Origin of the sequence: Saccharothrix sp., assembly GCF_031180885.1 — a bacterium.
Classification (GTDB): domain Bacteria; phylum Actinomycetota; class Actinomycetes; order Mycobacteriales; family Pseudonocardiaceae; genus Actinosynnema.
In genome coordinates, this window is the sequence record NZ_JAPSLK010000010.1 from 73,490 (window position 1) to 94,130 (window position 20,641).

Below are 20,641 nucleotides of genomic sequence, written 5' to 3' on the forward strand. Positions count from 1 at the left end.
TGGACGCTGCTGCCGATCGGGCCGGTCGTCGCGGTGAACGCGGTCGGCGAGGCGGGGCCGCTGCTGGCCCTGACCGCGGACGGTGTGCTGCACGGCTACGACGCCAAGTCCGGCACGCCGATCGCGCAACGCCGAGTGCTCTCCGCGCCCATCGCCGAGGGCGGCGCACCGCCGGTGATCGAAGTGGACCCGAACCGCGCCTACGTCAACGACGCCGGGGTGCGAGCGGTCCACGAGATCGACTACAACGACGGCCTGCGGGTCGCCCGGACGATCCGGCTGGAGATCGAGCCGGCGCACATGGTGGAGACCGGCCGGTGACACCGACGACTCGACTCCTCACGGCGGCCTGCGCCCTGCTGCTGGTGCTCGCCGGGTGCGGCACCGGGAACGGGCAGCGCGACGGGATCGTGGTCACCACCAACATCCTCGGTGACATCACCCGCCACATCGTCGGTGACGCCGCGCCGGTCACGGTGCTGATGAAGCCCAACGCCGACCCCCACTCGTTCGCGATCTCCGCGCAGGAGGCCGCACGGCTGGAAAGCGCCGCGCTGGTCGTCTACAACGGACTCGGGTTGGAGGAAGGTGTCCTGCGGCACGTCCAGGCGGCCGAACAGGCCGACGTGCCGACCCTGTCGGTGGGCGACCACATCGACCCGATCAGCTACACCGCCGAGGACGCCGCGGGCCGGCCGGACCCGCACTTCTGGACCGACCCGAAGCGCGTGCGCCGGGCGGTCGAGGTGATCGGCGAGCGCGTCATCGAACACGTCGACGGCGTCGACGCCGACGCGGTCCGGGCCAACACCGCGCGCTACCTCGCCGAGATCGACGAACTCGACCGCTGGACCGGCGAGCGGTTCGCGACGATCCCGGCGCAGCGCCGCAAGCTGGTCACCAACCACCACGTCTTCGGCTACCTCGCCCAGCGCTTCGGCTTCGAGGTCGTCGGCGCCGTGATCCCCAGCGGCACGACGCTCGCCTCGCCCAGCGCCTCCGACCTGGCCTCGCTCGCGCAAGCCGTCCGCACGGCGGGCGTCGGCGCGATCTTCGCCGACTCCTCCCAACCCGACCGCCTGGCCCGCGTGCTCGCCGAGCAGGCCGGGGTGCACGTCCGGGTCATCCCCCTGCACTCGGAGTCGCTCACCGCGGCGGGCGGCGGAGCGGCGACCTACGTCGAGATGGCGCGCGCCAACACCGAGGCCATCGTGCGCGGCCTCACCCCATGACGGACCCGACACCCTGAAGAGGAAGTTGAGAAGCGATGACAAGCTGGTCGCGAACGCGGACGACCGCAGTGGCGTCCGCAGTGGCCTCAGCGCTCGTCCTGGCCGGATGCGGCGCGGAGCGGCAGGCCCAACCGCCCGCCGCGGTCCCGGCCCCGGTGGCCGAACCGGTCGCCGTCACCTATGACGGCGGGATCTACGTGCTGGACGGCAAGACCCTCGAAGTCAAGGCCGACGTCAGGTTGGAAGGATTCAACCGGCTCAACCCCGCCGGTGACGACCGGCACCTGATGGTGTCCACGTCCAGCGGGTTCCGGGTGCTCGACGCCGCCGGCGGCAAGCTGACCGACGTCGAGTTCCCCGGCGCGGAGCCCGGCCACGTGGTCCGGCACGCCGGGCGCACGGTGCTGTTCACCGACGGGACCGGCGAGGTCCGCGTCCTCGACCCGGCCACGTTGACCGGTGCGGAGCGGAAGGTCGAGACCTACAAGACCGCCGAGCCGCACCACGGTGTCGCGATCGAGCTGGCCAACGGAGAGCTGGTCGTCACCCTCGGCAACAAGGACAAGCGCGTCGGGATCGCGGTCCTGGACAAGGACCGCAAGGAGATCACCCGCAACGAGGACTGCCCCGGTGTCCACGGCGAGGCGACCGCCAAGGACGAGGTCGTCGTCATCGGCTGCCAGAACGGTGTGCTGATCTACCGCGCCGGGACGATCACGAAGGTGCAGAGCCCCACCCCGTACGGCCGGATCGGCAACCAGGCGGGCAGCGACCACTCCCCGATCGTCCTCGGCGACTACAAGCAGGACGCCGACGCCGAACTGGAACGGCCCACGCGGATCTCGCTGATCGACACCACGACCGGCACCCTCAAGCTCGTCGACATCGGCGCCAGCTACACCTTCCGCTCGCTGGCGCGCGGCCCGCAGGGTGAGGCGCTGGTGCTCGGCACCGACGGCAAGATCCACGTGATCGACCCCGTCAAGGCCGAGGTCACCCGCACCATCCCCGTCACCGACACGTGGCAGGAACCCCTGGAGTGGCAGCAGCCGCGGCCGGCCATTTTCGTCCGGGGCGGCACGGTCTACGTGTCGGACCCGAACAAGCAGCAGCTGCACCGCATCGACCTCGCCGAGGGGAAGGTCACGGCGACGGCGTCGTTGTCCCGCAAGCCGAACGAACTCAGCGGCGTCACCGCCTGAGCACCATCGTCAGTCCGCGGCCCGGACGCGGCCGGTGCGACCGGTCCGCGTTCGGGCCGCGGCGACGACGGGCGGGCTCCGCGGACTCGTCCCCCGCGTCGGTGTGGCGGGGAGCGGAGAGGCGCGCTGATGGCCAACCGGGCGTTCGGGCGGCGGGCCGTGCGGTACTGCGTGGCGGCGGGTGCCCGGCAGTTCCCGGACCTGGGCTCGGGCAGCCCATGGTCGGGAACGTCCACGAAGTCGCGCGGAGCGCCGGACGGGGCAGTGGGTCACGCTGCGTCGGACGCGCGGAGGGTCTGGATGTGCGTTGCCCGCTCGCCGGTGTGGGCGTCGCGGGCAGGCCGGTCGGCACGAGCGCGCCCGCGTCGGCGAGGACCTGTGGCGGCGGGGTCGGTGGCCGTGACGCGGGCGGGGACGACGCCGGTCACCGCGCGGCCCGGAAGCCGCGTGCCGAGGGCACGAGCGCGGCGGCGGCGGGTGCGGCGAAGCAGATCACCGCGCAGGCCGCCAGGACGGGCGTGGGGCCGAACCAGTCGATCGCGGGCGCGATGACCGCCAGGCCGACGGGGGCGAGGCCGTAGGACAGCAGGAAGTCCAAAGAGGACACCCGGGCGAGCATCCGCGGGTCCACCTCGCGCTGGGTGGCGGTGAACCACGGCACGTTGAACAGTTCGATGCCCACCCCGGCCAGGACGTAGGCCGCGACGACCACCGCCGCCGGGACGGGCAGCAGGAGGCTCAGCGGCGCGAACCCGTAGCAGGCCAGGCCCGCGAGGGCGGCCCAGCCCGGGGCGCGGGGCTTCCAGCGGGCGATGAGCACCGCGCCGACGAGGGCGCCGACGGTGTAGGCGGTCAGCGCGGCGGCGAGCACGGCTTCGGTGCCGTAGCGGTCGCGGCTGACCAGGGGCAGCACCACGCCGGTGGCGGAGTAGCCGGTGGCGATCACCGCGGTCAGGGCGCCGAGCCCGGCGAGGAACCAGGGGTGCCTGCGGGCTTCGCGGATGCCGTCGAGGAAGTCCGCGGTGAAGCGGGTCTTGGTGCCCGGCTCCGCGGGAGCCCGGTCGGCTCCGGCCGGTGGGATCAGGGCGGCGCACAGCCACAGCGCGCCGGTGGCGATCAGCAGGACGTGAGTGTCGACCAGCACGGCGAGCAAAGCGGTCAGGCCCGGTGCCACGAGGGTGGTGACCCGCACGGCGAGGGTCATGGCGGCGTTGGCCTGCTGCCGCTGGTCCTCGGCGACGACTTCGGCGGTCAGCGCCTGGAACGCGGGCCGGCAGGCCCCTTGCCCGGCTCCCACGACCGCGGCGGCCACCGCCATCACCACCACCGATCGCCCGACGCCGAACGCGATCACCGGTGCGGCGACGCCTGCGACCAGTCCCGCCCACAGCACTACCCGGCGGCGGGAGTGCCGGTCGGCCAGGACCCCGGCCACGGGGACGGCGGCGAGGAAACCGGCGGTGCGGGCGGCCAGGACGACGCCGAGTTCGACCGCGCTGATCGACCGCTCCAGCACGGCCAGGCCGAGGATGAACGGCAGGGCCCAGGTCGCCATGCCGGACGCCGTGGTGCCCGTCCAGAGCCGGAGGAAGGACAGGCTGCGGAACACGGATGTCGACGGTGTCGCGGCCGGGGCGGCGTCCTGCACCACGCGGACTCCTCTTCGCAGGGGCTTGCTTTTGGTAATGATCATCGTTCAGGGTGGCGGTGCCGTCGTCGAGGTTTGGAGGGACTTGGACGGTCCCGCCGATGTCCGGCTCGGCCACCCCGTGTTCCACCACTACTACGACCCCGTCCCGGCCGACCTGCGCCCCGCGTTCGTCGCCCGCACGCCCTGGTGACCCGCACGAGCACCGACAGGCCGCCGCGGAGGTGGGCGGCGGGAACGGCGACCGACTCGGTTCGGGTTGCTTGCATCCGGGAGTCCGAAGGCGGCCGGATTTGCCGAGTTCAGCAGTGCTGTCGGATCGCGCTCGCGCGATCTGCCGCACGACCGCCAGGAGCGCCCGTGATGCCCGCTGATGCGCTCCTTTCGAGGCCCGCGCCCGCTGTCAGGGTGCGACGGCGGCGAAGGGGGAGTCGTTGTGGATCGGGGCGGTGTTGGTGGTCAGGTCGGTCCACAGTTCGAGGGTGCGGTGCCTGATGTAGCGGTCCGGGTAGTTGTGGGACTCGTACGCGACCCGTCTTCCCGATCGTGTACGGGCCGTTGAGGCTGGGGCCCTGCGGACCGGACCTGGTGCCCCACGGCTCGCAGAACCCGGTCCGAGGTGCCTGGAGGGGAGTTCAGGCACCTCGGACCGGGTGCTCGGGGATCGGGGCTAGGTGAACGTCCACCGTTGGTTTGAGGTGCCGCTGCAGGTCCAGAGGATGATCCGGGTGCCGTTGGTGGTGGCGGCGCCCGTCGCGTCCAGGCAGAGTCCGTTGTGGACGTTGGTGATGGAGCCGTTCGCGGTCACGGTCCAGCGCTGGTTCGCGCCGCCCGAGCAGTCCCGGATGACCGCTCGGGTGCCGTTGGCCGAACCCCAGCCCTCGGCGTCGAGGCACTTCCCGTTGACCTTCAGCTCTCCTGCCGAGGTGCGGGTGAACAGCTGGTTGGAGCCGCCGTGGCAGTCCCACAGGTGCGCCTGCGTCCCGTTGGTGGTCGAGGAGTTCGGGATGTCGATGCAGCGGTTCGACGCTGCGCCGACGATCGCGGTGGGGCCGCCGGTGGACGCGGTCAGGCCGAAGAAGCGGAGTGTCTCGGCGGGCTGGTGCGGCAGGCCGTGGTCGGTGCCGCTCATGCTGATCGCCTCGACCGGGGCCTGGCCGCCGGTGCCGCCGTAGCGGGTGCGGGTCCAGTTCGACTGCGGGTGGTCGGTGGACTCCGGTGTCTGGTCGGTGGCGTTGACGTTGGTCCACTGGTCGATCTTTTGGTCATCATCGCGCCGGAGGAGATGCCGGTGGCGTAGACCCGGTTCCGGTCGCCGCCGACGTTGGCGAGCGTGTGGTCGACCATCGACTTGATGCTGACGGAGTCGCCGCCGGTGCCGCTGAGCGAGGCCGGCGAGGCGACGTCGAAGCACTTGCTGCTGCGGGTGACCGACGGGTAGATGACGATGTAGCCGTACTGGTTCGCCAGTTCGTCGAACCGGGTGCCGTTGTACATGTCGGTCGCGGACCCGGTGCACCAGTGGTTGGCGACCACGATCGCCGGGTTCGCGGGGACGTTGTCGGGCACGTACAGGTACATCTCGAGGTCGCCGGGGTTGTTCCCGAAGTTCGCGATCTGCCGGAGCTGGGCGGCCTGCGCCTCCTTGGCGGCCGGGAAGACCATCAGCGCGGAGGCCGGCACGAGCGCGATCGCGACGACCGCTGTCGCGCTGCGGCGCAATCGGGTGACGGTGGACATGGGCTCCTTCCTTCGTCGTCAGGGGGAGCGTGGGACAGACGGGTTCCGAGGCTCGCCTGCTTGGTCAGTCGGCGATGTCGCCGTAGATCACGCCGCGTGCGGACAGGTAGACGCGGCCGTAGATGTGCGGGTCGCCGGTGATGGCGGACCCGGCGAAGGCCCACTGGTGTTGGTCGTCGTTGATGCGGGTCCAGGTGGTGCCGCCGTCGGTGGAGCGGAAGATGCCGTCCTGGCCCGCGACCGTGGCCGAGGTGTAGATCGCCGGGTAGCCGGACCGCGGGGCGGCCTTGCCGAAGCCGACGCCGATCGCCGAGTCGATCGCGCTGATGCGCTTCCAGGTCGCGCCGCCGTCCTTGGATCGCCACAAGCCGGTCGCGACACCCGCCTTGTCGCTGCGGCCGGCGAGCCAGATGTGGCCCTTGCGGCCGGGGACGACCCGGAAGTCGTCGACGCCTTCGGGGGGCAGGCCGGTCGCTCCGGTGTCGGTGAACGTCGCGCCCGCGTCGGTGCTGCGGTAGAACGTGCCGCCGGAGAAGGCGTACAGGGTTGCCGGGTTGACGCGGTCGGACCGGATCCTGGCCCCTGCCGGGAGTCCCCGGACCGGGTGCCAGGTCTGACCCAGGTCGGTGCTGTAGACCGGGGTGACGCCGGTGTTGGTGGGGGACCACAGGATCGCGGCGGCGTCGGCGGTGATCGCGACGACGCCGGAACCGCCGCCCGGGACGCCTTCGAGGCGCGCGGCGGGCTTCCAGGTCTTCCCGCGGTCGGTGGAGACGATGACGTGCGTGTCCACGGCCGCGTCGACTTCGCCGCTGCCGACGATGACGTCCGGGTCGTACTGGGCGTAGTCGAGACTGGTGCCGGCCCAGCCGGAGCGGATCATCCGCTCGGCCCGGTCGAGGTCGGTGTGGACGAAGCCGCTGACGTCGGCCATGGCGGAGACGAGGGTGCCGCCGAGGGCGGCGATGTCGCGCACCCAGGTCTCTTCGACGCCGTGGGCCCGCACGCCGACCGTGAACCGCTCGACGGGCAGGGCGATCCGCTCGCCGGCCTCGTTCCGGCCGATCAGCTCGCCCTGGGCATCCCACCGCGTCAGCTCCTCGGTGCCCCAGATCATGGCGCCGGTGCCCCACAGGACGCGGTCGGAGTCGTGCGGGTCGATCGCCAGGGCCTCGATCATCCACCCGTGCTTGACCGCGTACGCCGGCCCCTGGTCGGTGCCGTTCCACGACAGCCAGGGGGCGTCGGTGCTGTCCATGACGAAGCGGTCGGTGCGGTCGGTCCCCTCGGCGTAGTCCCAGCTGAGCTGCCAGGTCTGCCCGGAGTCGGTGGAACGGTAGAGGATCTCGTCGGGGTACCAGTTGTTGCACGTGGACGCCATGACCGTGCCCGGGTTGCGGCGGTCGACGGTCACCGCGCCGAAGCCGGGGATCACGCCTCTCGGGTTGTAGGTGGGGGTGACGTCGGTCCACTCGCCGGTCCGGGTCGACAGCCGCTGGATCTTGCCGCCGTTGCCCGACGCGGGCGCGCCGTTGTACGGACCGGGGTCGTGGCTGGTGATGATGTACAGGTAGCCGTTCGCGTCGTCCATCGCGGACTGCTTGGGGATGGTGCGGTTGCCGTCGACCTCGCCGAGCGCCGCGGCCGCTCCGGGGACGGGCTGCCAGGTCGCGCCGCCGTCCTGGGACACGTACAGCGGGTCGTCCGGGTCGGCCACGCCCACGTAGATCCGGCCGCCGGTCCGGTCGAAGTCGATCCAGATCACGCCCTGGTTGTCGGCGAGGTAGTCGTTGGTGGGATCGACGACGAAGTTGCCGGGGTTGGGGAAGTTCTCGACCGCGGCCCAGGTGCGGCCGTGGTCGGTGGAGCGCCACAGCCCGTTCCCGCCGGGCGTGCCCAGGTAGACCTGGGCGTTGTCGGCCGGGTTGACGGCCAGCCGCTCGCCCATGCCGCGGCCGGGCATGTTGCCGCCCTGCTTGAACGGCAGCTCGGCGACACCCCAGGTCTCGCCGTAGTCGTCGGAGTACAGGACCGCGCCGTTGTTCGGGTCCCAGTCGGTGGTGTAGGCGCCGACCGCGGCGTAGACGCGGTTGGTCTCGACCGGGTCGGTGGCCATGGAGACCACGTAGTAGTAGCCCCACTTGTCGCGGCCGACCCAGTCGAGCAGCTGTTTCCAGGTCTGGGAGTCCTTCTGCCACCGGTAGCAGCCGCCGACGTCGGTGCGGGCGTAGATCAGGTCCGGCTCGGTCTCGTTGAAGATGATGCCGGGCACGAAGCCACCGCCGTTGACGACGGCGTTCCTCCAGGTGTAGGCGTCCTTGCCCGGCCGGCCGGGCCTGGCGACAGCCGGGACGGGCAGGGCGCCGACCGCGACCGCGACCACGGCCGCGCCGAGCGAGGCGGTGAACGTGCGTCGTCGCATGACGTTCTCCTTTGCGATGGGTACGAGAGGTGCGGCGGGCTGGTCTTCGACTCGCGTGGCACGCGGACGTCGCGTGGATGAATGGGTCCGCCTCAGTGACGCCGGCGATGCGCAACCGCCCCGGGGCGCCGCGCTGAGCGCGATCGCGTTGGCGGCGATCGGGATGCACGCGAACACCGCCAGCGGGATGGTGACGGGCAGCGTCATCAGGGCCGGGGGATGAGCCCGCCGCACCTTGTGCCGGAACGTGATCCCGCCCTGGAGACGCGGCGACGGCGGCCGGACCGGGGCAGCGGTCCCTGCTTACGGTGATGCGGCGGCGGGCCACCACCGCTCTCCCGCGATGCGGAGGGCCGCGGGACCGTGCGCCGCGACAGGCTCGTCCGGCTTGTCCGGCACCACCCCGTACATCCGCGCCCCGAACCACTGGGGATCGTCGATCGCCCGGACCCAGAGGAACGTTGTCCGGCTCGGGCCGGAGTGTGAGGTCGGCATGACGTCGTCACTCCCTCGTGACACTCCGCTTCGCACGTGATGCGTCAACCCGGCAATCGAAGCGCTTCGATGACGGAGGTTAGGGCCACTTCGGCGGGTTGCACAAGGTCTGCGGCGAGTTCGATCCGGTATTCGACAACGTGACCGAGGGGAGGCATTGGGCATCTCAGTTGTGGTCGCGCGGTCCCTTGACGGGGCCGGGATCCGGCCGGGATCGAAGCGCTTCGAAATCGGCGTGGCCGCTCTCGGCCGGCGCGTCCTCGGTCATCCCGGTGCTCAGCGGCTGCCGCGTTGACCACGTCGTCGGCGCCGAGATCGCGAAGGCGTTGCTCCTTGTCCGCGCGGCCCGTCGTGGCGATCACCCTGGCACCGAGGAGCTTGGCGAACTGCAGTGCGAGCTGGAGGCGTTCCTCCCCGCCGACGAGGCGGCGGCGGCCGTCCTCACCGAACTCGTGTTCCGATGACCCGCACCCACCGGACACCGCGCGGCGGTCATTCCGGTGTGGCGCGGACGAGTGCCTTGCCGGTGTTCTCGCCGCGCAGCATGCCGAGGAAGGCATCGACGATGGTGTCGAAGCCGTCGGCCGCGGTCTCCTCGACCGCGATCCTGCCGTTGCGCACGTGCGGGATCAGGAACTGCTCGAACTCCTCGTGCGCGTCCGCGTGGTCGCGCACGAGGAAGCCTTCCAGCCGGATGCTCTTCCCGACGACGTCGAAGAGGTTGTGCGGCGCCGCGGGCGGGTCGTCGAGGTTGTTGTACTGAGCGACCGCACCGCACCAGGCGATCCTCCCGTGATCGCGCAGCACGGCGATGGCCGCCGCGAGGTGGTCCCCTCCGACGTTGTCGAGGTACACGTCGATGCCCTCCGGCGCGGCTTTCGCGAGCGACGTCTGGATCGGGCCGTCGTGGCGGTCGAAGGCGGCGTCGAAGCCGAGCCGCGTGGTCAGGTGTTCGACCTTGGCCGCCGACCCCGCGCTGCCGACGATCCGGCCCGCGTGCAGCAGGCGCGCGATCTGTCCCGCCGCACCGCCGACGGCACCGGCCGCCGCCGACACGAACAGGTCCTCGCCGGGCTGCAACCGGGCGATGCGGGTGAGACCGACGTACGCGGTCAGCCCGGTTCCGCCGAGGATGCCGAGGAAAGCGCTGAGCGGGACGCCGTCCACCGGTGCGACCACCCGGACGTCGGCTTCGGACAGCACGGCGTGCGTGCACCAGCCGTGCCGGTGGAACACGACGGTCCCCACCGGGAGAGCGGTCGCCCTCGACTCGACCACCCGCCCCAGCGCGCGGCCTTCGAGCCCGAATCCCCGTTCCCAGCCGCCGCAGTCCATCAACTCCCGCATGTACGGGTCGACGGACAGGTAGACGTTCTCGACGAGGACCTGTCCGTCGCCGGGACCGGTCAACGGCCCCGTGATGAACGATGGGCACGGACCCGGGCGCCGCGTTGCGGGACCTGCACGGGCGCATCCTCGACACCGACCCCGCCCCGGCCCCGACCTCGCCGGCGATCGCCCCGACCCAGCCTGCGATCGGCGGCGGGACACCGGCGAAGGCGGGGGTGCCGGTGCCCCGGCAGTTGCCCGCGCCGCCGCGGTGGTTCACCGGCCGCGCCGCCGAACTGGCCCGCCTGGACCGGGCGTCGACCGCCGCGCCGGAAACAAGCCCACAGCATGCCGACGACTTCGACGATGTGGGCTTCGGCGGGGCCGGCTGGCAAACGCAGCCACGCAGTGTCCACTCCGGACGCTGCCACGGTGGCGGTGACCCGTCCTGGTGAAGGGCTGGACAACCGCAGGCGGGGTACGGGCGGCACGTCGCTGATCGGCACGACCGCGACGTCCGGGGCGATGTCGGTGAACGGGGTCGACGTCGCCACCGGCCCTCGGGCGCGCCGGTCCCGGGCACACATTGATGAAGACCATGACCCACCGGGCACTTGGCAACGCTCGACACAAGACCGGCTGGCCAGGCCAAGCCCGCGCATCGTGGGCACAGGGCACTCGCCGTCCTGGACCGGCTCCACTCGCCGGGGCCGCCGAGCTCCGCACTCGGCTCGCCGCCCTCGACAACTCAAACCCACCAGCATCATGATCAGTCACAGCATCCCGCGCACGACGGTGGGCGGTACTGCGCACGATGGCCTGAAGGCGCTGTCCGGGGCGGCGGCGGTCGGCCCCGGACAGCGCCTCCAGACGATGTGGCTCTGCTGCTGGTTTCTTGGGTGGCTCGGGACGGCTGTCGGCCGGCGCTGAGTTCGGGGTGGCAGACCCCGAACTCAGTACTTCGTGTAGCTGACCGAGTCGTACCGGGCGGTCAGGGGTGTGCCGGGGTACACGAAGGGGCCGAGCCAGTTGTCGACGCCGATGCCGGGCCAGAGGTTCGCCATGATGCGCTGCGGGCGGGTGGGGAGCGGGCCGCGTGAGCCGTTCTCCTGGTGGACGAGGCGGCCGTCGACGAACCAGTTGATCGTGCCCCTGTTCCACCACTCGATGGCGTAGGTGTGGTAGCCGGCGGCGGCGTCGAACCCGAGGTTGATGATCGTTTCGTGTCCGCCGACGCCGTTGGTGAAGTAGTTGGTCTGCATCTGGGTGGTGTTCTTGCCGAGGATCTCGATGTCGATCTCGTCCCAGGGCTGGTTGTCGCTCGGTCCGGTGTAGGTGAAGAAGGACGTCACCGTGCCGGGGCGTTTGACGGCCATCATCCGCACCTCGAACCGGCCGTACGAGTACAGGTCGTTGGACCGGAACTCGCCGGAGGCGTAGGGCTTGCCGGAACAGCCGCCGGGGCACGTGGCCTTGTCCAGGTTGATGCCCGTGACGCCGCCGTTGGTCCAGACGTGGTCCGCGCGCCAGCCGACGTTGAACATGCCGCCGTTGCTCCAGCCGTCGGCCTTGTGCCAGCGGTTGGTGTCGAACCCGTTGAAGTGGTCGACGAAGCTGCCGCCGATGGCGGCGTGGGCGGTGGGGGAGAGGTGGGCGGCGGCGAGGGCCATCGTCGCGGTGAGGACGAGCGTTCGGATGAGGCGTTTCATGTGGCTGCTCCGGTTTCTGGAGGCGACTTCCGGCGGCGGTACACCGTGGGCGGGGGGTTGTGGGAGCTAGACATGGGAGCGCTCCCACAGTTGTGATCGGCGGCTCGCGCTGTCAACCCCGGGACAACCGATCGACATCGTCTCGTAACTTCCAGGGTGCTTTACGCATTGGCGGCGTGACGGTGTCGCCCGGCGGCGCGGACGGCCGCGACGAGAAGGGGGTAGGGGGTGGCGATGGTGAGTCGGCGGGTGGCCCAGCGCGGTGACCAAGGGCCGGCCGGGGTCCACACCGGGGTAGAACGCGGCCGGCACCAGCGTCGCGGCAGCCGTGGCCGGCAGCACCGTGCAGGCGGAGAAGACCTTGCGGTGCGCCACCGCGCGGCGACGGAAAGGCCCTGAACCACTCGTGGGTGGAACTCGCGGCGATCAGGACCGCTTGCAGCGGTACGGGCAGCAGCAGGACACCGGCGAAGAACCACACCGACCGCAGGTGGGTGCACGGGGTGCCCTCCGCGGCGAGTTCGCGGACCCGTTCGATGCCCTGGGCGGCTTCCAGGTGGATGACCGACCGGTTGAAGTGGGACGTCTCGTCCTGCTCGTCCGTCCCAGGATGCCTGGCACGGCGGCGTCCCGGCGTGGAGGGGCTCGTCGGGATCGACGACCCGACCCCGGGGTGGACCGGCGCGCCGGTGCCGGCGCGGCCGGTCCGGGCCGGTCAGGCGCCGTTCGCGCCTGCCGGCAGCCCCGCCAGGGCCATGACGTGCGTGGCACGTCGGTCGGGACGCCGCAGGGCCAGGGTGGTGATCTCGGGCTGGCGCTTCGGCCACGGGTCGGGGTCGCCGGGAACGGTGTCATCGGGGCCGAAAGGGCTGTTGTCCGCGGTGGACAGCATCACCCGGCGCAGTCGGTCGACCGTCCCGTCACGCGGCGGGTCCAGGGTGATGGACGCCGCGTGCGGTTTGCCGCCGCCCCAGCTCGGCCGCCGGGCCAGCAGTGACGGGCAGGCCGACACGACCACCAGCAGCGGCACGGGGTTGTCCGAGTCCGCCAGGGACTCCACCGCGTCGAGGACCTCCTCGCCGGCCAGGTGCACGTCGCGCAGCACGACCACCAGCGGGTGGTCGTGGGCGACCAGCTCCACGAACCGCCGCCACGCCGTCAGCACCCCGGTGTCCGGCAACGCCGGGTCGAACAGCGGCAGCAGCCGGGTCGCCAGCACGTCCGCCTCGGCCCGACCGGCCGCGCACACGGCCGACGACAGCCTCGCCCGCACCGCGTCGAGCCCGTCCTCCGGCCGCACCCCGCAGTACCCGCGCAGCACGTCGGCCACCGCGCCCAGCGGCTCGCCGTCCACGACCCGGCCCTCCAGCACCCGCGCGCCGTCCACCGCGCCGGCGAAACGGTCCAGGAACCCGTCCGGCTCACCCAGCACCGTCACCAGGTGCGGCGTCTCGCGACGCAGGGTCCGGTCCAGCAGGCCGCGCACCACGGCCAGCTCGCTGTCGTGCTCGTCGGCGTGCCCGCGAGCGCCCGTGATCTCCCACGCGCCGTCCGCCGCCTCCGTGCCGTGGAACGCCGTGCCGGTCAGCTCCCGGGTCCGCCGGCAGATCCACACCGCGCCCTCCGGCACCGACGACAGCACCTGGTGGCAGTGGTCGACCAACGCGCCGTTCACCGTCGGCGGGGCGTCCGGCTCGGTCAGCACCAGCGCCTCACCGGTCGCCACGGCGATGTGCACGGCGAGGTCACGGCTCATCCCGTCGGCGAAGCAGTCCCGCAACGCCAACGCCGCCCGCACCGCCCGCGCCTCGTCGTCGCCCTGCGCGTACGGCCCGCCGAACACCGCCAACGACGCCGAGCCGATGGACGTGGCCACCGTGCCGCCCAGCTCCTCGATGCCCGACCGCACCATCGCGGTCGCCGCGGCGAGCGCGTGGTCCACCACCGCGGGATCGGCGTCGGTGAACCCGCAGCGCAGCCGCACCCGCACCACCGCCACGGTCAGCCGCCGCCGTCGCGCGCCCGACGACGTCCTGGGCGCCGGGATCGGCTCCACCGGCCGCAGGTGCCGCACCACGGCACGCTCCCGTTCGGCGGGCAGCGCCAGCGACGGGTCGTGCGTGAGGATGGCGTGCTGCAACTTCTGCAACGCAGGCCCCGGCTCCAGGCCCAGGTCCTCCACCAGAGCCGTGCGCAGCCTGCTGTAGACGGCGAGCGCGTCCGCGTGCCGCCCGCACCGGTACAGCGCCAGCATCAGCTGGCCGCACGAGCGCTCCCGCAGCCGTTCCGCCTCGACCACCGCCTCCAACTCGCCCAGCACCGACTGGTGCCTGCCGCACGCCAGCTCCGCGTCGAAGTAGTCCTCCATCGCGTCGAGCCGGGCGTTCTCCACGACGGTCAGCTCGGGCCAGCAGATGCCGCTCTCCACGAGGTCGGCCAACGCCGCGCCGCGCCACGTGGCCAACGCCTCCCGCAGCACGGTCGCCGCGACCTCGGGCCTGCCCTGCTCGGCCCGGCCCCGTTCGGCGAGCTCGTGGAACCGGAACAGGTCCACCCGTGCCGGGTCCACCCGCAGCACGTACCCGGGCGCTTGGGTGGACAGCCGGGGCGCGCCCGGCCCGTCGCTCGACGACAGTGCGGCCCGCAGGCTCCACACCGCGTTCTGCAGCATCTTCCGCGCCGACGCGGGAGGGTCCTCACCCGGCCACAGCGCGCACAGCAACTGGCTGGTCGGCACCACCTGGTTCGCCTTGAGCAGCAGGAAACCGAGCGTGGCGCGCTGCTTGATGCCGCCGAGCGAGACCGGCCGCCCGTCGTGCAGCACTTCCAGCGGACCCAGTAATCCGAACTCCATGTCTTGTTCCCCCAGTTTTTGTCGCCACCGGCCGGAACAGGTGTGCCCGCCCCGGCCACCGCGTCCGACGCGGTCTTGCCGAGCGAAACGTCAGGCGTTGCTCTTCTCCGCCGCGGGCTCCTGGTCGGACGCCGGGGCGGGGCGCACCAGCACCGCCGTCACCACCGCGACGACCACCGTCGCCACCGCGCTGATCACGCCGACGACGTTCAACCCGGAGGTGAACGCCGACCGGGCCGCCTCGACCACGTCCGCGCCGCCCACGGCCAGCGCGCCGGCCGCCGACTCCACCGCGTCGGCGGGCATGCCCTCGGGCAGCTCGGACCGGTACACCGCGGTGCCCACGCTGCCCAGCACCGCGACACCGAGCGCCAGGCCGAACTCCATGCTCGTCTCCGACATCGCCGCCGCGGACCCGGCCCGCTCGGCGGGCGCGGCGCCCACCACCAGGTCGGTGCCCAGCGCCATCATCGGCCCGATGCCCAGGTACACCACGACGAGCCCGGTCACCACCAGCGCGAGGCCGCCGGGACCGTCCACGAACGCCAGCAGCAGGTACCCCACCGCCGACACCGCCAACGCCGCCGCGACGAGCCTGCCCGGCGCGACCCGCTTGGCCAGCGCGGGCGCCGCCATCGACGCCACGATCATCGCCACCGCCGAGGGCAGCAGCCACAGCCCCGCGACCAGCGGCGAGTGGCCCGCGACCAGCTGCAGGTACTGCGTCACGAACAGGTACACCACGCCGACGACCGCCAGACCCACGAGCAGGGCGAGCAACGCGCCCAGGAACGCGGGCCGCGCGAACAACCGCACGTCCAGCAACGGGTCCGGCAGCGACTTCTGCCGCCGCACGAACACCGCGGCGAACACCAGGCCGACGACGACCGCCGCGATCGCGCCCAGCCCGACGCCGTCCGCCGCGACGACCTTGAGCCCGTAGATCACCGGCAGGATCGCCGCCAGCGACAGCACCACGCTGAGCAGGTCGAGCCTGCCCGGCTCCGGGTCGCGCGACTCGGGCAGCAGGATCGGCGCGGTCACCAGCAGCACCGCCATCACCGGCACGGCGAGCAGGAACACCGAGCCCCACCAGAACAGCTCCAGCAGCGCGCCGCCGATCAGCGGACCCGCGGCCACGCCCGCCGAGAAGCACGCCGCCCACACGCCGATCGCGAGACCCCGCTGGCCGGGGTCGTGGAACATGTTGCTGATCAGCGCCAGCGTCGAGGGCATCAAAGTCGCGCCCGCGATGCCGAGCAGGGCCCGAGCGCCGATCAGCATCGCCGGGTCGGTCGCGTAGGCGGCGGCCACCGACGCCGCGCCGAACGCGAGCGCGCCGATCACGAGCAGCTTCCGGCGGCCGATCCGGTCGCCGAGCGTGCCCATCGTGATCAGGAAGCCCGCGATCATGAACCCGTACACGTCGATGATCCACAGGGTCTCCGTGGCGCTGGGGCGCAGGTCCGCCCCCAGGTGCGGCAAAGCCAGGTAGAGCACCGTCGCGTCCACCGACAACAGCAAGGTCGGCAACGCGAGCACGGCGAGCCCGAGCCATTCCCTGGCCCCGGCTCGTTCGGTGCGTTCCATGTCCTTCCCCTTCCAGCTCAAGGCAAGTGAGCGTGCTCAGTCGGAGTGCGGGTCGCGCAGCACCTCGATCAGGCTCGCGAACCCGTCACCCGCGTGGCCCCGGCGGATCGCCTGCTCCACCCGGGCCAGCAGGAAGCCCGGCAGGCCGTCGTCGACGCCGCCGGCCCGGCTCGCGGCGAACAGGCGCTCGATCACCACTGCCTCGTGGCCGAGCGTCGTGCCGGGGTACTCGCCCCGGTCCACGCCGGCGGTCAGCTCCGGCACCGATCCGACGACCCGCTGCAGCCACCGCGTGGCGTGCGGCAGGAAGTCGGTGGCGGCCGAGCGCTCGGTCGACACCAGCGAGAGGCCGTGCAGCAGACCTGCCCACGCGCTCCACATCACGCCGAGCAACGCCATCTCGTACAGCGCGGGCAGACCGACGTCGTCGCCCAGGTACGTGCAGGTGCCGCCCAGCGCCGCCAGCGTCGGCTCGTGCTCCTGGTACAGCGCCTTCGGACCTCCGTAGAACGTCAGCGTGGTGTCCGCACCCAGCTCTTCGGCGGTCGTGAGGATCGCGCCGTCGAGGTAACCGACGCCCCGCGATGCCGCCCAGGAAGCGGTGTCGCGGGCCTCTTCCGCGGTGCCCGCCGTGAGGTTCACGACCACCCGGCCGGTGGTGTCGCCCAGCGAGTTGACGATCTCCCGCATCGCGCGGTGGTCGACCACGCGGACGACCACCAACGGACTCGCCGACACCGCCTCCACCAGCGTTGCGGCGCGGATCGCGCCGTTGGCCGCCGGCTGGTCGGGACGCTGGTGGAAGCGGTGCCAGACCGTCGTCCGGTGACCCGCGGCCACGAACGCCCGGGTGAGCGCCGAACCCATCGGCCCGAGGCCGATCACCGTCACAGGCGAACGGTCGCCCGCCGTCATCTCCGCCCTCCTCGTCGTGACGTCGACACCCTCTCGCGGACCCCTCCCGATCCCCTCTCGGAGACCTCTCGGGCCTCTCGGGGGTGGTCGTGGGCACGCTCTCCGTTACCCGTGACGGTGATCGGGCCCCGTTATGGTGTCTTTGTGCGCTTCGGCATCCTGGGGCCCTTGACCGTCTGGACGGAGGACGACCGCGTCGTCACCGTCCCGGGGGTGAAGGCGCGCACCCTGCTGGCGTGCCTGCTGGCGCACGACGGCGAAGCGGTGTCGGCCGACCGCTTGGCCGACGAGCTGTGGGGCGACTCGCCGCCGAGCAACGTGGCCGGCGCCCTGCACACCAAGGTCTGGCAGCTGCGCCGCTCGCTGGAGGACGCCGAGCCGGGCGCGGGCGAGCTGGTGGTGTCCCGCTCGCCGGGCTACCTGCTGGACGTGCCCGCCGACGCGGTGGACGCGCGCCGGTTCGCCGCGCTGCTGGCCGCCTCGCACGAGACCACCGACCTGCGGGCGCGGGCGGCGCTGCTGGGCGACGCCCTGGCGCAGTGGCGGGGCCCGGCGCTGGCGGACTTCGCCGACGCCGAGTTCGCCCGGCCGGTCGTGGCGAGGCTGGAGGAGCTGCGGCTCACCGCCCTGGAGGACCGGGCGGAGGTGATGCTCGGCCTCGGAGAACACGGGCTGCTGGTCGGCGAGCTGGGTGACCTGCTCGCCCGCCACCCCCTGCGCGAACGGCTGCGTGCCGCGCACATGCGCGCCCTCTACGCGGCGGGCAGGCAGAGCGAGGCGCTGGCGAGCTTCGACGCGCTGCGGTCGGTGCTGGCGGAGGAACTGGGGCTGGAGCCGAGCGCCGAGCTGGTCTCGCTGCGCCAGAAGATCCTGGAGCGCGACCTGCGGCTCACGCCCATGCCGTCCCCGATCACGACCGCCGCCCGCCCGCTGACCAACCTGCCCGCGCAGATGACGCCGCTGATCGGCCGGGACGCGGCGATCGGCCAGGTCCGGGCGCTGCTGGACGCGAGCAGGCTGGTGACGCTCAACGGCATCGGCGGCGTCGGCAAGACCAGGCTGGCGTTGGCCGCCGCGGCCGAGGTCGCCGACCTCCACCCGGACGGCGTGTGGCTGGTCGAGCTGGCCGCGCTGGAGTCGCCGGACGGCGTGCTGGAGGTCGTCGCGACCGTGCTGGGCGTGCGGGACGAGGTGACCGGCGCGGGGCCGCCGATCGCGCTGGCCACGCGGTTGGCCGACGCCTTGCGCACCAAGCAGTTGCTGCTGGTGCTGGACAACTGCGAGCACGTGGTCGAGCGGGTCGCGGACGTGGCCGAGATGCTGCTGATGGCCGCGCCCGGCGTGCGCGTCCTGGCCACCAGCCAGGAGCCGCTGGGCATCGCGGGCGAGCGGGTGTGGACCGTGCCGCCGCTGACGCTGCCCGACGGCGACGGCGAGTCGACGGCGGTGGAGCTGTTCGTGGCGCGCGCGACCGCGGCGGCGCCGGATTTCGTGCTGGACGAGTCCACTGTGGACGCCGTGCACGCGATCTGCCGGAGGCTGGACGGCATCCCGTTCGCGTTGGAGCTGGCCGCGACGAGGGTGCGCGCGTTGGGCGTGCACGAGGTCGCGGCCCGCTTGCGGGACCGCTTCACCCTGCTGACCGTGGGCAGGCGGGGCGCGCCGACGCGGCAGCAGACCCTGCGCGCGGCGATCGACTGGAGCTGGGAGCTGCTGTCGGACCGGGAACGCGTGGTGCTGCGCCGGCTGTCGGTGTTCAGCGGCGGCTGCCCGTTGACCGCGGCCGAGGAGGTGTGCGCGGGCGACGGCGTGGGGCAGGACGAGGTGCTGGACCTGGCGGCCAGGCTGGTGGACCGCAGCCTGGTGAGCGCCTCGGACGTGGCGGGCACGCGCCGGTACCGGCTCCCCGAGTCGGTGGCCGCCTACTGCGCCGAGCGGCTGCGCGAGGCGGGGGAGAGCGACCGGGTGCGGGCCAGGCACGCCGCCTACCACGCCGACTTCGCCGTGCGGGTGATGGGGCACCTGCGCGGCCCCGACCAGCGCCGGTGGCTCGAGCTGGCCGACGTGGAGGCGGCCAACCTCCGGGTCGCCCTGGACACGGCGGCCCACCAGGGCCGCGCCGACCTCGCGCTGCGCACGGTCAACGCGCTGGCGTGGTACTGGTTCCTGCGCGGCAGGCTCGGCGAGGCCACGCGGGCGTTCGCGGCGGCGCTGGCCGTCGAAGGGCCCTCCGACCCGTCGGAACGGGCGAAGGCGCTGGCCTGGCAGGCGGGGTTCAGCCTGCGCGCGGGCGAGTCGACCTACCCGCTGGAGAACTACGACGAGTTGGCCGACGAGATCGCCGACCCGCTGGGCCGGGCCACGGCGCGCTGGTTCCTCGGGTTCGCCCGCATCGGGTACGGCGACCAGGACAGCAGCGAGAAGCGCATCGACCGGGCGTTGAGCGAGTTCCGCGCGCTGGACGACCGGTGGGGCACGGCGGCGGCGCTGGCCGCGTTGGCGACCCAGGCCGTGCTGCGCGGCGACCTGAGCACGACCCAGCAGTACGGCGAGGAGAGCGCCGCGCTGTTCCGCGACGTCGGCGACGGCTGGGGCCAGTTGCAGGCCGGTGACGCGCTGGCGTCGTTGGCCGAGGTGCGCGGCGACTACGACCACGCGGTGCGCGTGCACCGGGAGGGCCTGCGCATCGCCGAGACGCTGGGACTGTGGTCGGAGGTGTCGACCAAGCTGTCCGGCCTGGCCCGGATCGCGCTGCTCATGGGCGACTACGCGCAGGCACGCGAGCTGCACGAGCGCGCTATGCGGCTGGCCGCCGAGCAGAGCTTCACCTTCGGCGAGCAGTTCGCCGAGGTGGGGCTGGGGCTGGGCGCGCGCAGGGAGGGCCGGCTGGACGCGGCCGAGGCGCACCTGCGGCGCTGGCTGGACTGGTGCCGCCAACTGGACGGCGACGTCGGTGAGGCGCTGATCCTGGCCGAGCTGGGGTTCGTGGCCGAGCAGCGCGGTGACGCGGCGGGCGCGTTGGCGCTGCACCAGGAGGGGTACGCGGTGGCGAAGACCACCGGCGACCCGCGTTCGATGGCGTTGGCGCTGGAAGGCTTGGCGGGCGCTCTGGCGGTGGCGGGCCGGCACGAGGACGCGGCCGTCCTGCTCGGCGCGGCCACCTCGGCGCGCGAGGCGGCCGGCGCGCCGCTGCCCGCTGCCGAGCGCGGCGACGTGCACCGGATAGAGGCGGCGGTGCGCGCGGTGCTCGGCGACGAGTTCGCGGCCCATCACGCGCACGGCCGCGCGCTCGACCCCGTCACGGCGCACGCCCTGGTGTGCCCGAACGCCTAGCGGCTACCTTTCCGGTACCGCGGGTTCAATTTCCACTTCCCGGTAATCGGACGCTCATCGGCTATTCCCTGGCCGCCCCGTGAACCGGCGATGACCACGGTCCGCCGGCTGGTGGGATATATCTGGCAACCGAGCGCGCCGATCCCGGCGCGCGATTTCCTGCCGAACGCCG

General features: G+C 72.6%; 17 protein-coding genes. 5 read left to right on the plus strand and 12 right to left on the minus strand.

The window, feature by feature from the left end:
- Positions 1-317: 317 nt before the first annotated feature.
- On the plus strand, positions 318-1,232 hold the full coding sequence (gene aztC, locus RIN75_RS15325; protein WP_375295964.1) for a zinc ABC transporter substrate-binding protein AztC: 915 nt from the start codon (positions 318-320) through the stop codon (positions 1,230-1,232).
- Positions 1,233-1,267: 35 nt separating this feature from the next.
- On the plus strand, positions 1,268-2,434 hold the full coding sequence (gene aztD, locus RIN75_RS15330; RefSeq protein ID WP_309112578.1) for a zinc metallochaperone AztD: 1,167 nt from the start codon (positions 1,268-1,270) through the stop codon (positions 2,432-2,434).
- Between the two features lie 424 nt (positions 2,435-2,858).
- Here aztD and RIN75_RS15335 read toward each other — a convergent pair whose 3' ends face one another.
- On the minus strand, positions 2,859-4,043 hold the full coding sequence (locus tag RIN75_RS15335) for an MFS transporter (RefSeq protein ID WP_309112682.1): 1,185 nt from the start codon (positions 4,041-4,043) through the stop codon (positions 2,859-2,861).
- Between the two features lie 76 nt (positions 4,044-4,119).
- On the opposite strand from RIN75_RS15335, the gene RIN75_RS15340 reads away from it, so the two are divergent.
- Positions 4,120-4,275 (plus strand): hypothetical protein, encoded by a 156-nt coding sequence (locus RIN75_RS15340; RefSeq protein ID WP_309112579.1) that lies wholly within the window; start codon positions 4,120-4,122, stop codon positions 4,273-4,275.
- A 210-nt stretch (positions 4,276-4,485) separates the two neighbouring features.
- Here the strand turns inward: RIN75_RS15340 and RIN75_RS44100 are convergent, their stop codons facing one another.
- From RIN75_RS44100 to RIN75_RS15370, 7 genes are all read right to left on the minus strand, one after another.
- The gene (locus RIN75_RS44100) at positions 4,486-4,725 is read right to left on the minus strand and encodes an AbfB domain-containing protein (RefSeq protein WP_375295965.1); all 240 of its coding nucleotides are present in this window, start codon (positions 4,723-4,725) and stop codon (positions 4,486-4,488) included.
- Positions 4,726-4,752: 27 nt separating this feature from the next.
- Positions 4,753-5,214: an RICIN domain-containing protein gene (locus RIN75_RS15345; RefSeq protein WP_309112580.1), complete on the minus strand. Its 462-nt coding sequence runs from the start codon at positions 5,212-5,214 to the stop codon at positions 4,753-4,755.
- A complete protein-coding gene (locus RIN75_RS15350; RefSeq protein WP_309112581.1) occupies positions 5,211-5,822 on the minus strand; it encodes a PHB depolymerase family esterase in 612 nt (203 codons plus the stop codon). Before RIN75_RS15350 ends, RIN75_RS15345 begins: the two co-directional genes overlap by 4 nt.
- 64 nt (positions 5,823-5,886) lie before the next feature.
- Positions 5,887-8,244, minus strand: coding sequence for a xyloglucanase (locus tag RIN75_RS15355; protein ID WP_309112582.1), 2,358 nt, complete (start codon positions 8,242-8,244; stop codon positions 5,887-5,889).
- 303 nt (positions 8,245-8,547) lie between these two features.
- Positions 8,548-8,739 carry a hypothetical protein gene (locus RIN75_RS15360; protein ID WP_309112583.1) on the minus strand — a complete coding sequence of 64 codons (192 nt, stop codon included), beginning with the start codon at positions 8,737-8,739 and terminating at the stop codon, positions 8,548-8,550.
- Between the two features lie 44 nt (positions 8,740-8,783).
- The gene (locus RIN75_RS44105) at positions 8,784-9,299 is read right to left on the minus strand and encodes a zinc-binding dehydrogenase (RefSeq protein ID WP_375295966.1); all 516 of its coding nucleotides are present in this window, start codon (positions 9,297-9,299) and stop codon (positions 8,784-8,786) included.
- On the minus strand, positions 9,232-10,149 hold the full coding sequence (locus tag RIN75_RS15370; protein ID WP_309112585.1) for an NADP-dependent oxidoreductase: 918 nt from the start codon (positions 10,147-10,149) through the stop codon (positions 9,232-9,234). The genes RIN75_RS44105 and RIN75_RS15370 overlap by 68 nt, the downstream gene beginning before the upstream one ends.
- A 17-nt stretch (positions 10,150-10,166) precedes the next feature.
- Between RIN75_RS15370 and RIN75_RS15375 the strand changes: the two genes are divergently transcribed.
- Entirely contained in the window at positions 10,167-10,523 is a 357-nt protein-coding gene (locus RIN75_RS15375; protein WP_309112586.1) for a hypothetical protein, read from the plus strand.
- Positions 10,524-11,021: 498 nt separating this feature from the next.
- Here the strand turns inward: RIN75_RS15375 and RIN75_RS15380 are convergent, their stop codons facing one another.
- The 4 genes from RIN75_RS15380 to RIN75_RS15395 form a co-directional block, all read right to left on the minus strand.
- Positions 11,022-11,777 (minus strand): glycoside hydrolase family 16 protein, encoded by a 756-nt coding sequence (locus tag RIN75_RS15380; protein WP_309112587.1) that lies wholly within the window; start codon positions 11,775-11,777, stop codon positions 11,022-11,024.
- A 715-nt stretch (positions 11,778-12,492) separates the two neighbouring features.
- Positions 12,493-14,631 (minus strand): BTAD domain-containing putative transcriptional regulator, encoded by a 2,139-nt coding sequence (locus tag RIN75_RS15385; RefSeq protein ID WP_309112588.1) that lies wholly within the window; start codon positions 14,629-14,631, stop codon positions 12,493-12,495.
- A 90-nt stretch (positions 14,632-14,721) separates the two neighbouring features.
- Entirely contained in the window at positions 14,722-16,221 is a 1,500-nt protein-coding gene (locus tag RIN75_RS15390) for an MFS transporter (RefSeq protein WP_309112589.1), read from the minus strand.
- Positions 16,222-16,257: 36 nt separating this feature from the next.
- Entirely contained in the window at positions 16,258-17,112 is an 855-nt protein-coding gene (locus tag RIN75_RS15395) for an NAD(P)-binding domain-containing protein (protein WP_309112590.1), read from the minus strand.
- 192 nt (positions 17,113-17,304) lie between these two features.
- Between RIN75_RS15395 and RIN75_RS15400 the strand changes: the two genes are divergently transcribed.
- The gene (locus RIN75_RS15400; RefSeq protein WP_309112591.1) at positions 17,305-20,469 is read left to right on the plus strand and encodes a BTAD domain-containing putative transcriptional regulator; all 3,165 of its coding nucleotides are present in this window, start codon (positions 17,305-17,307) and stop codon (positions 20,467-20,469) included.
- Positions 20,470-20,641 lie beyond the last annotated feature (172 nt).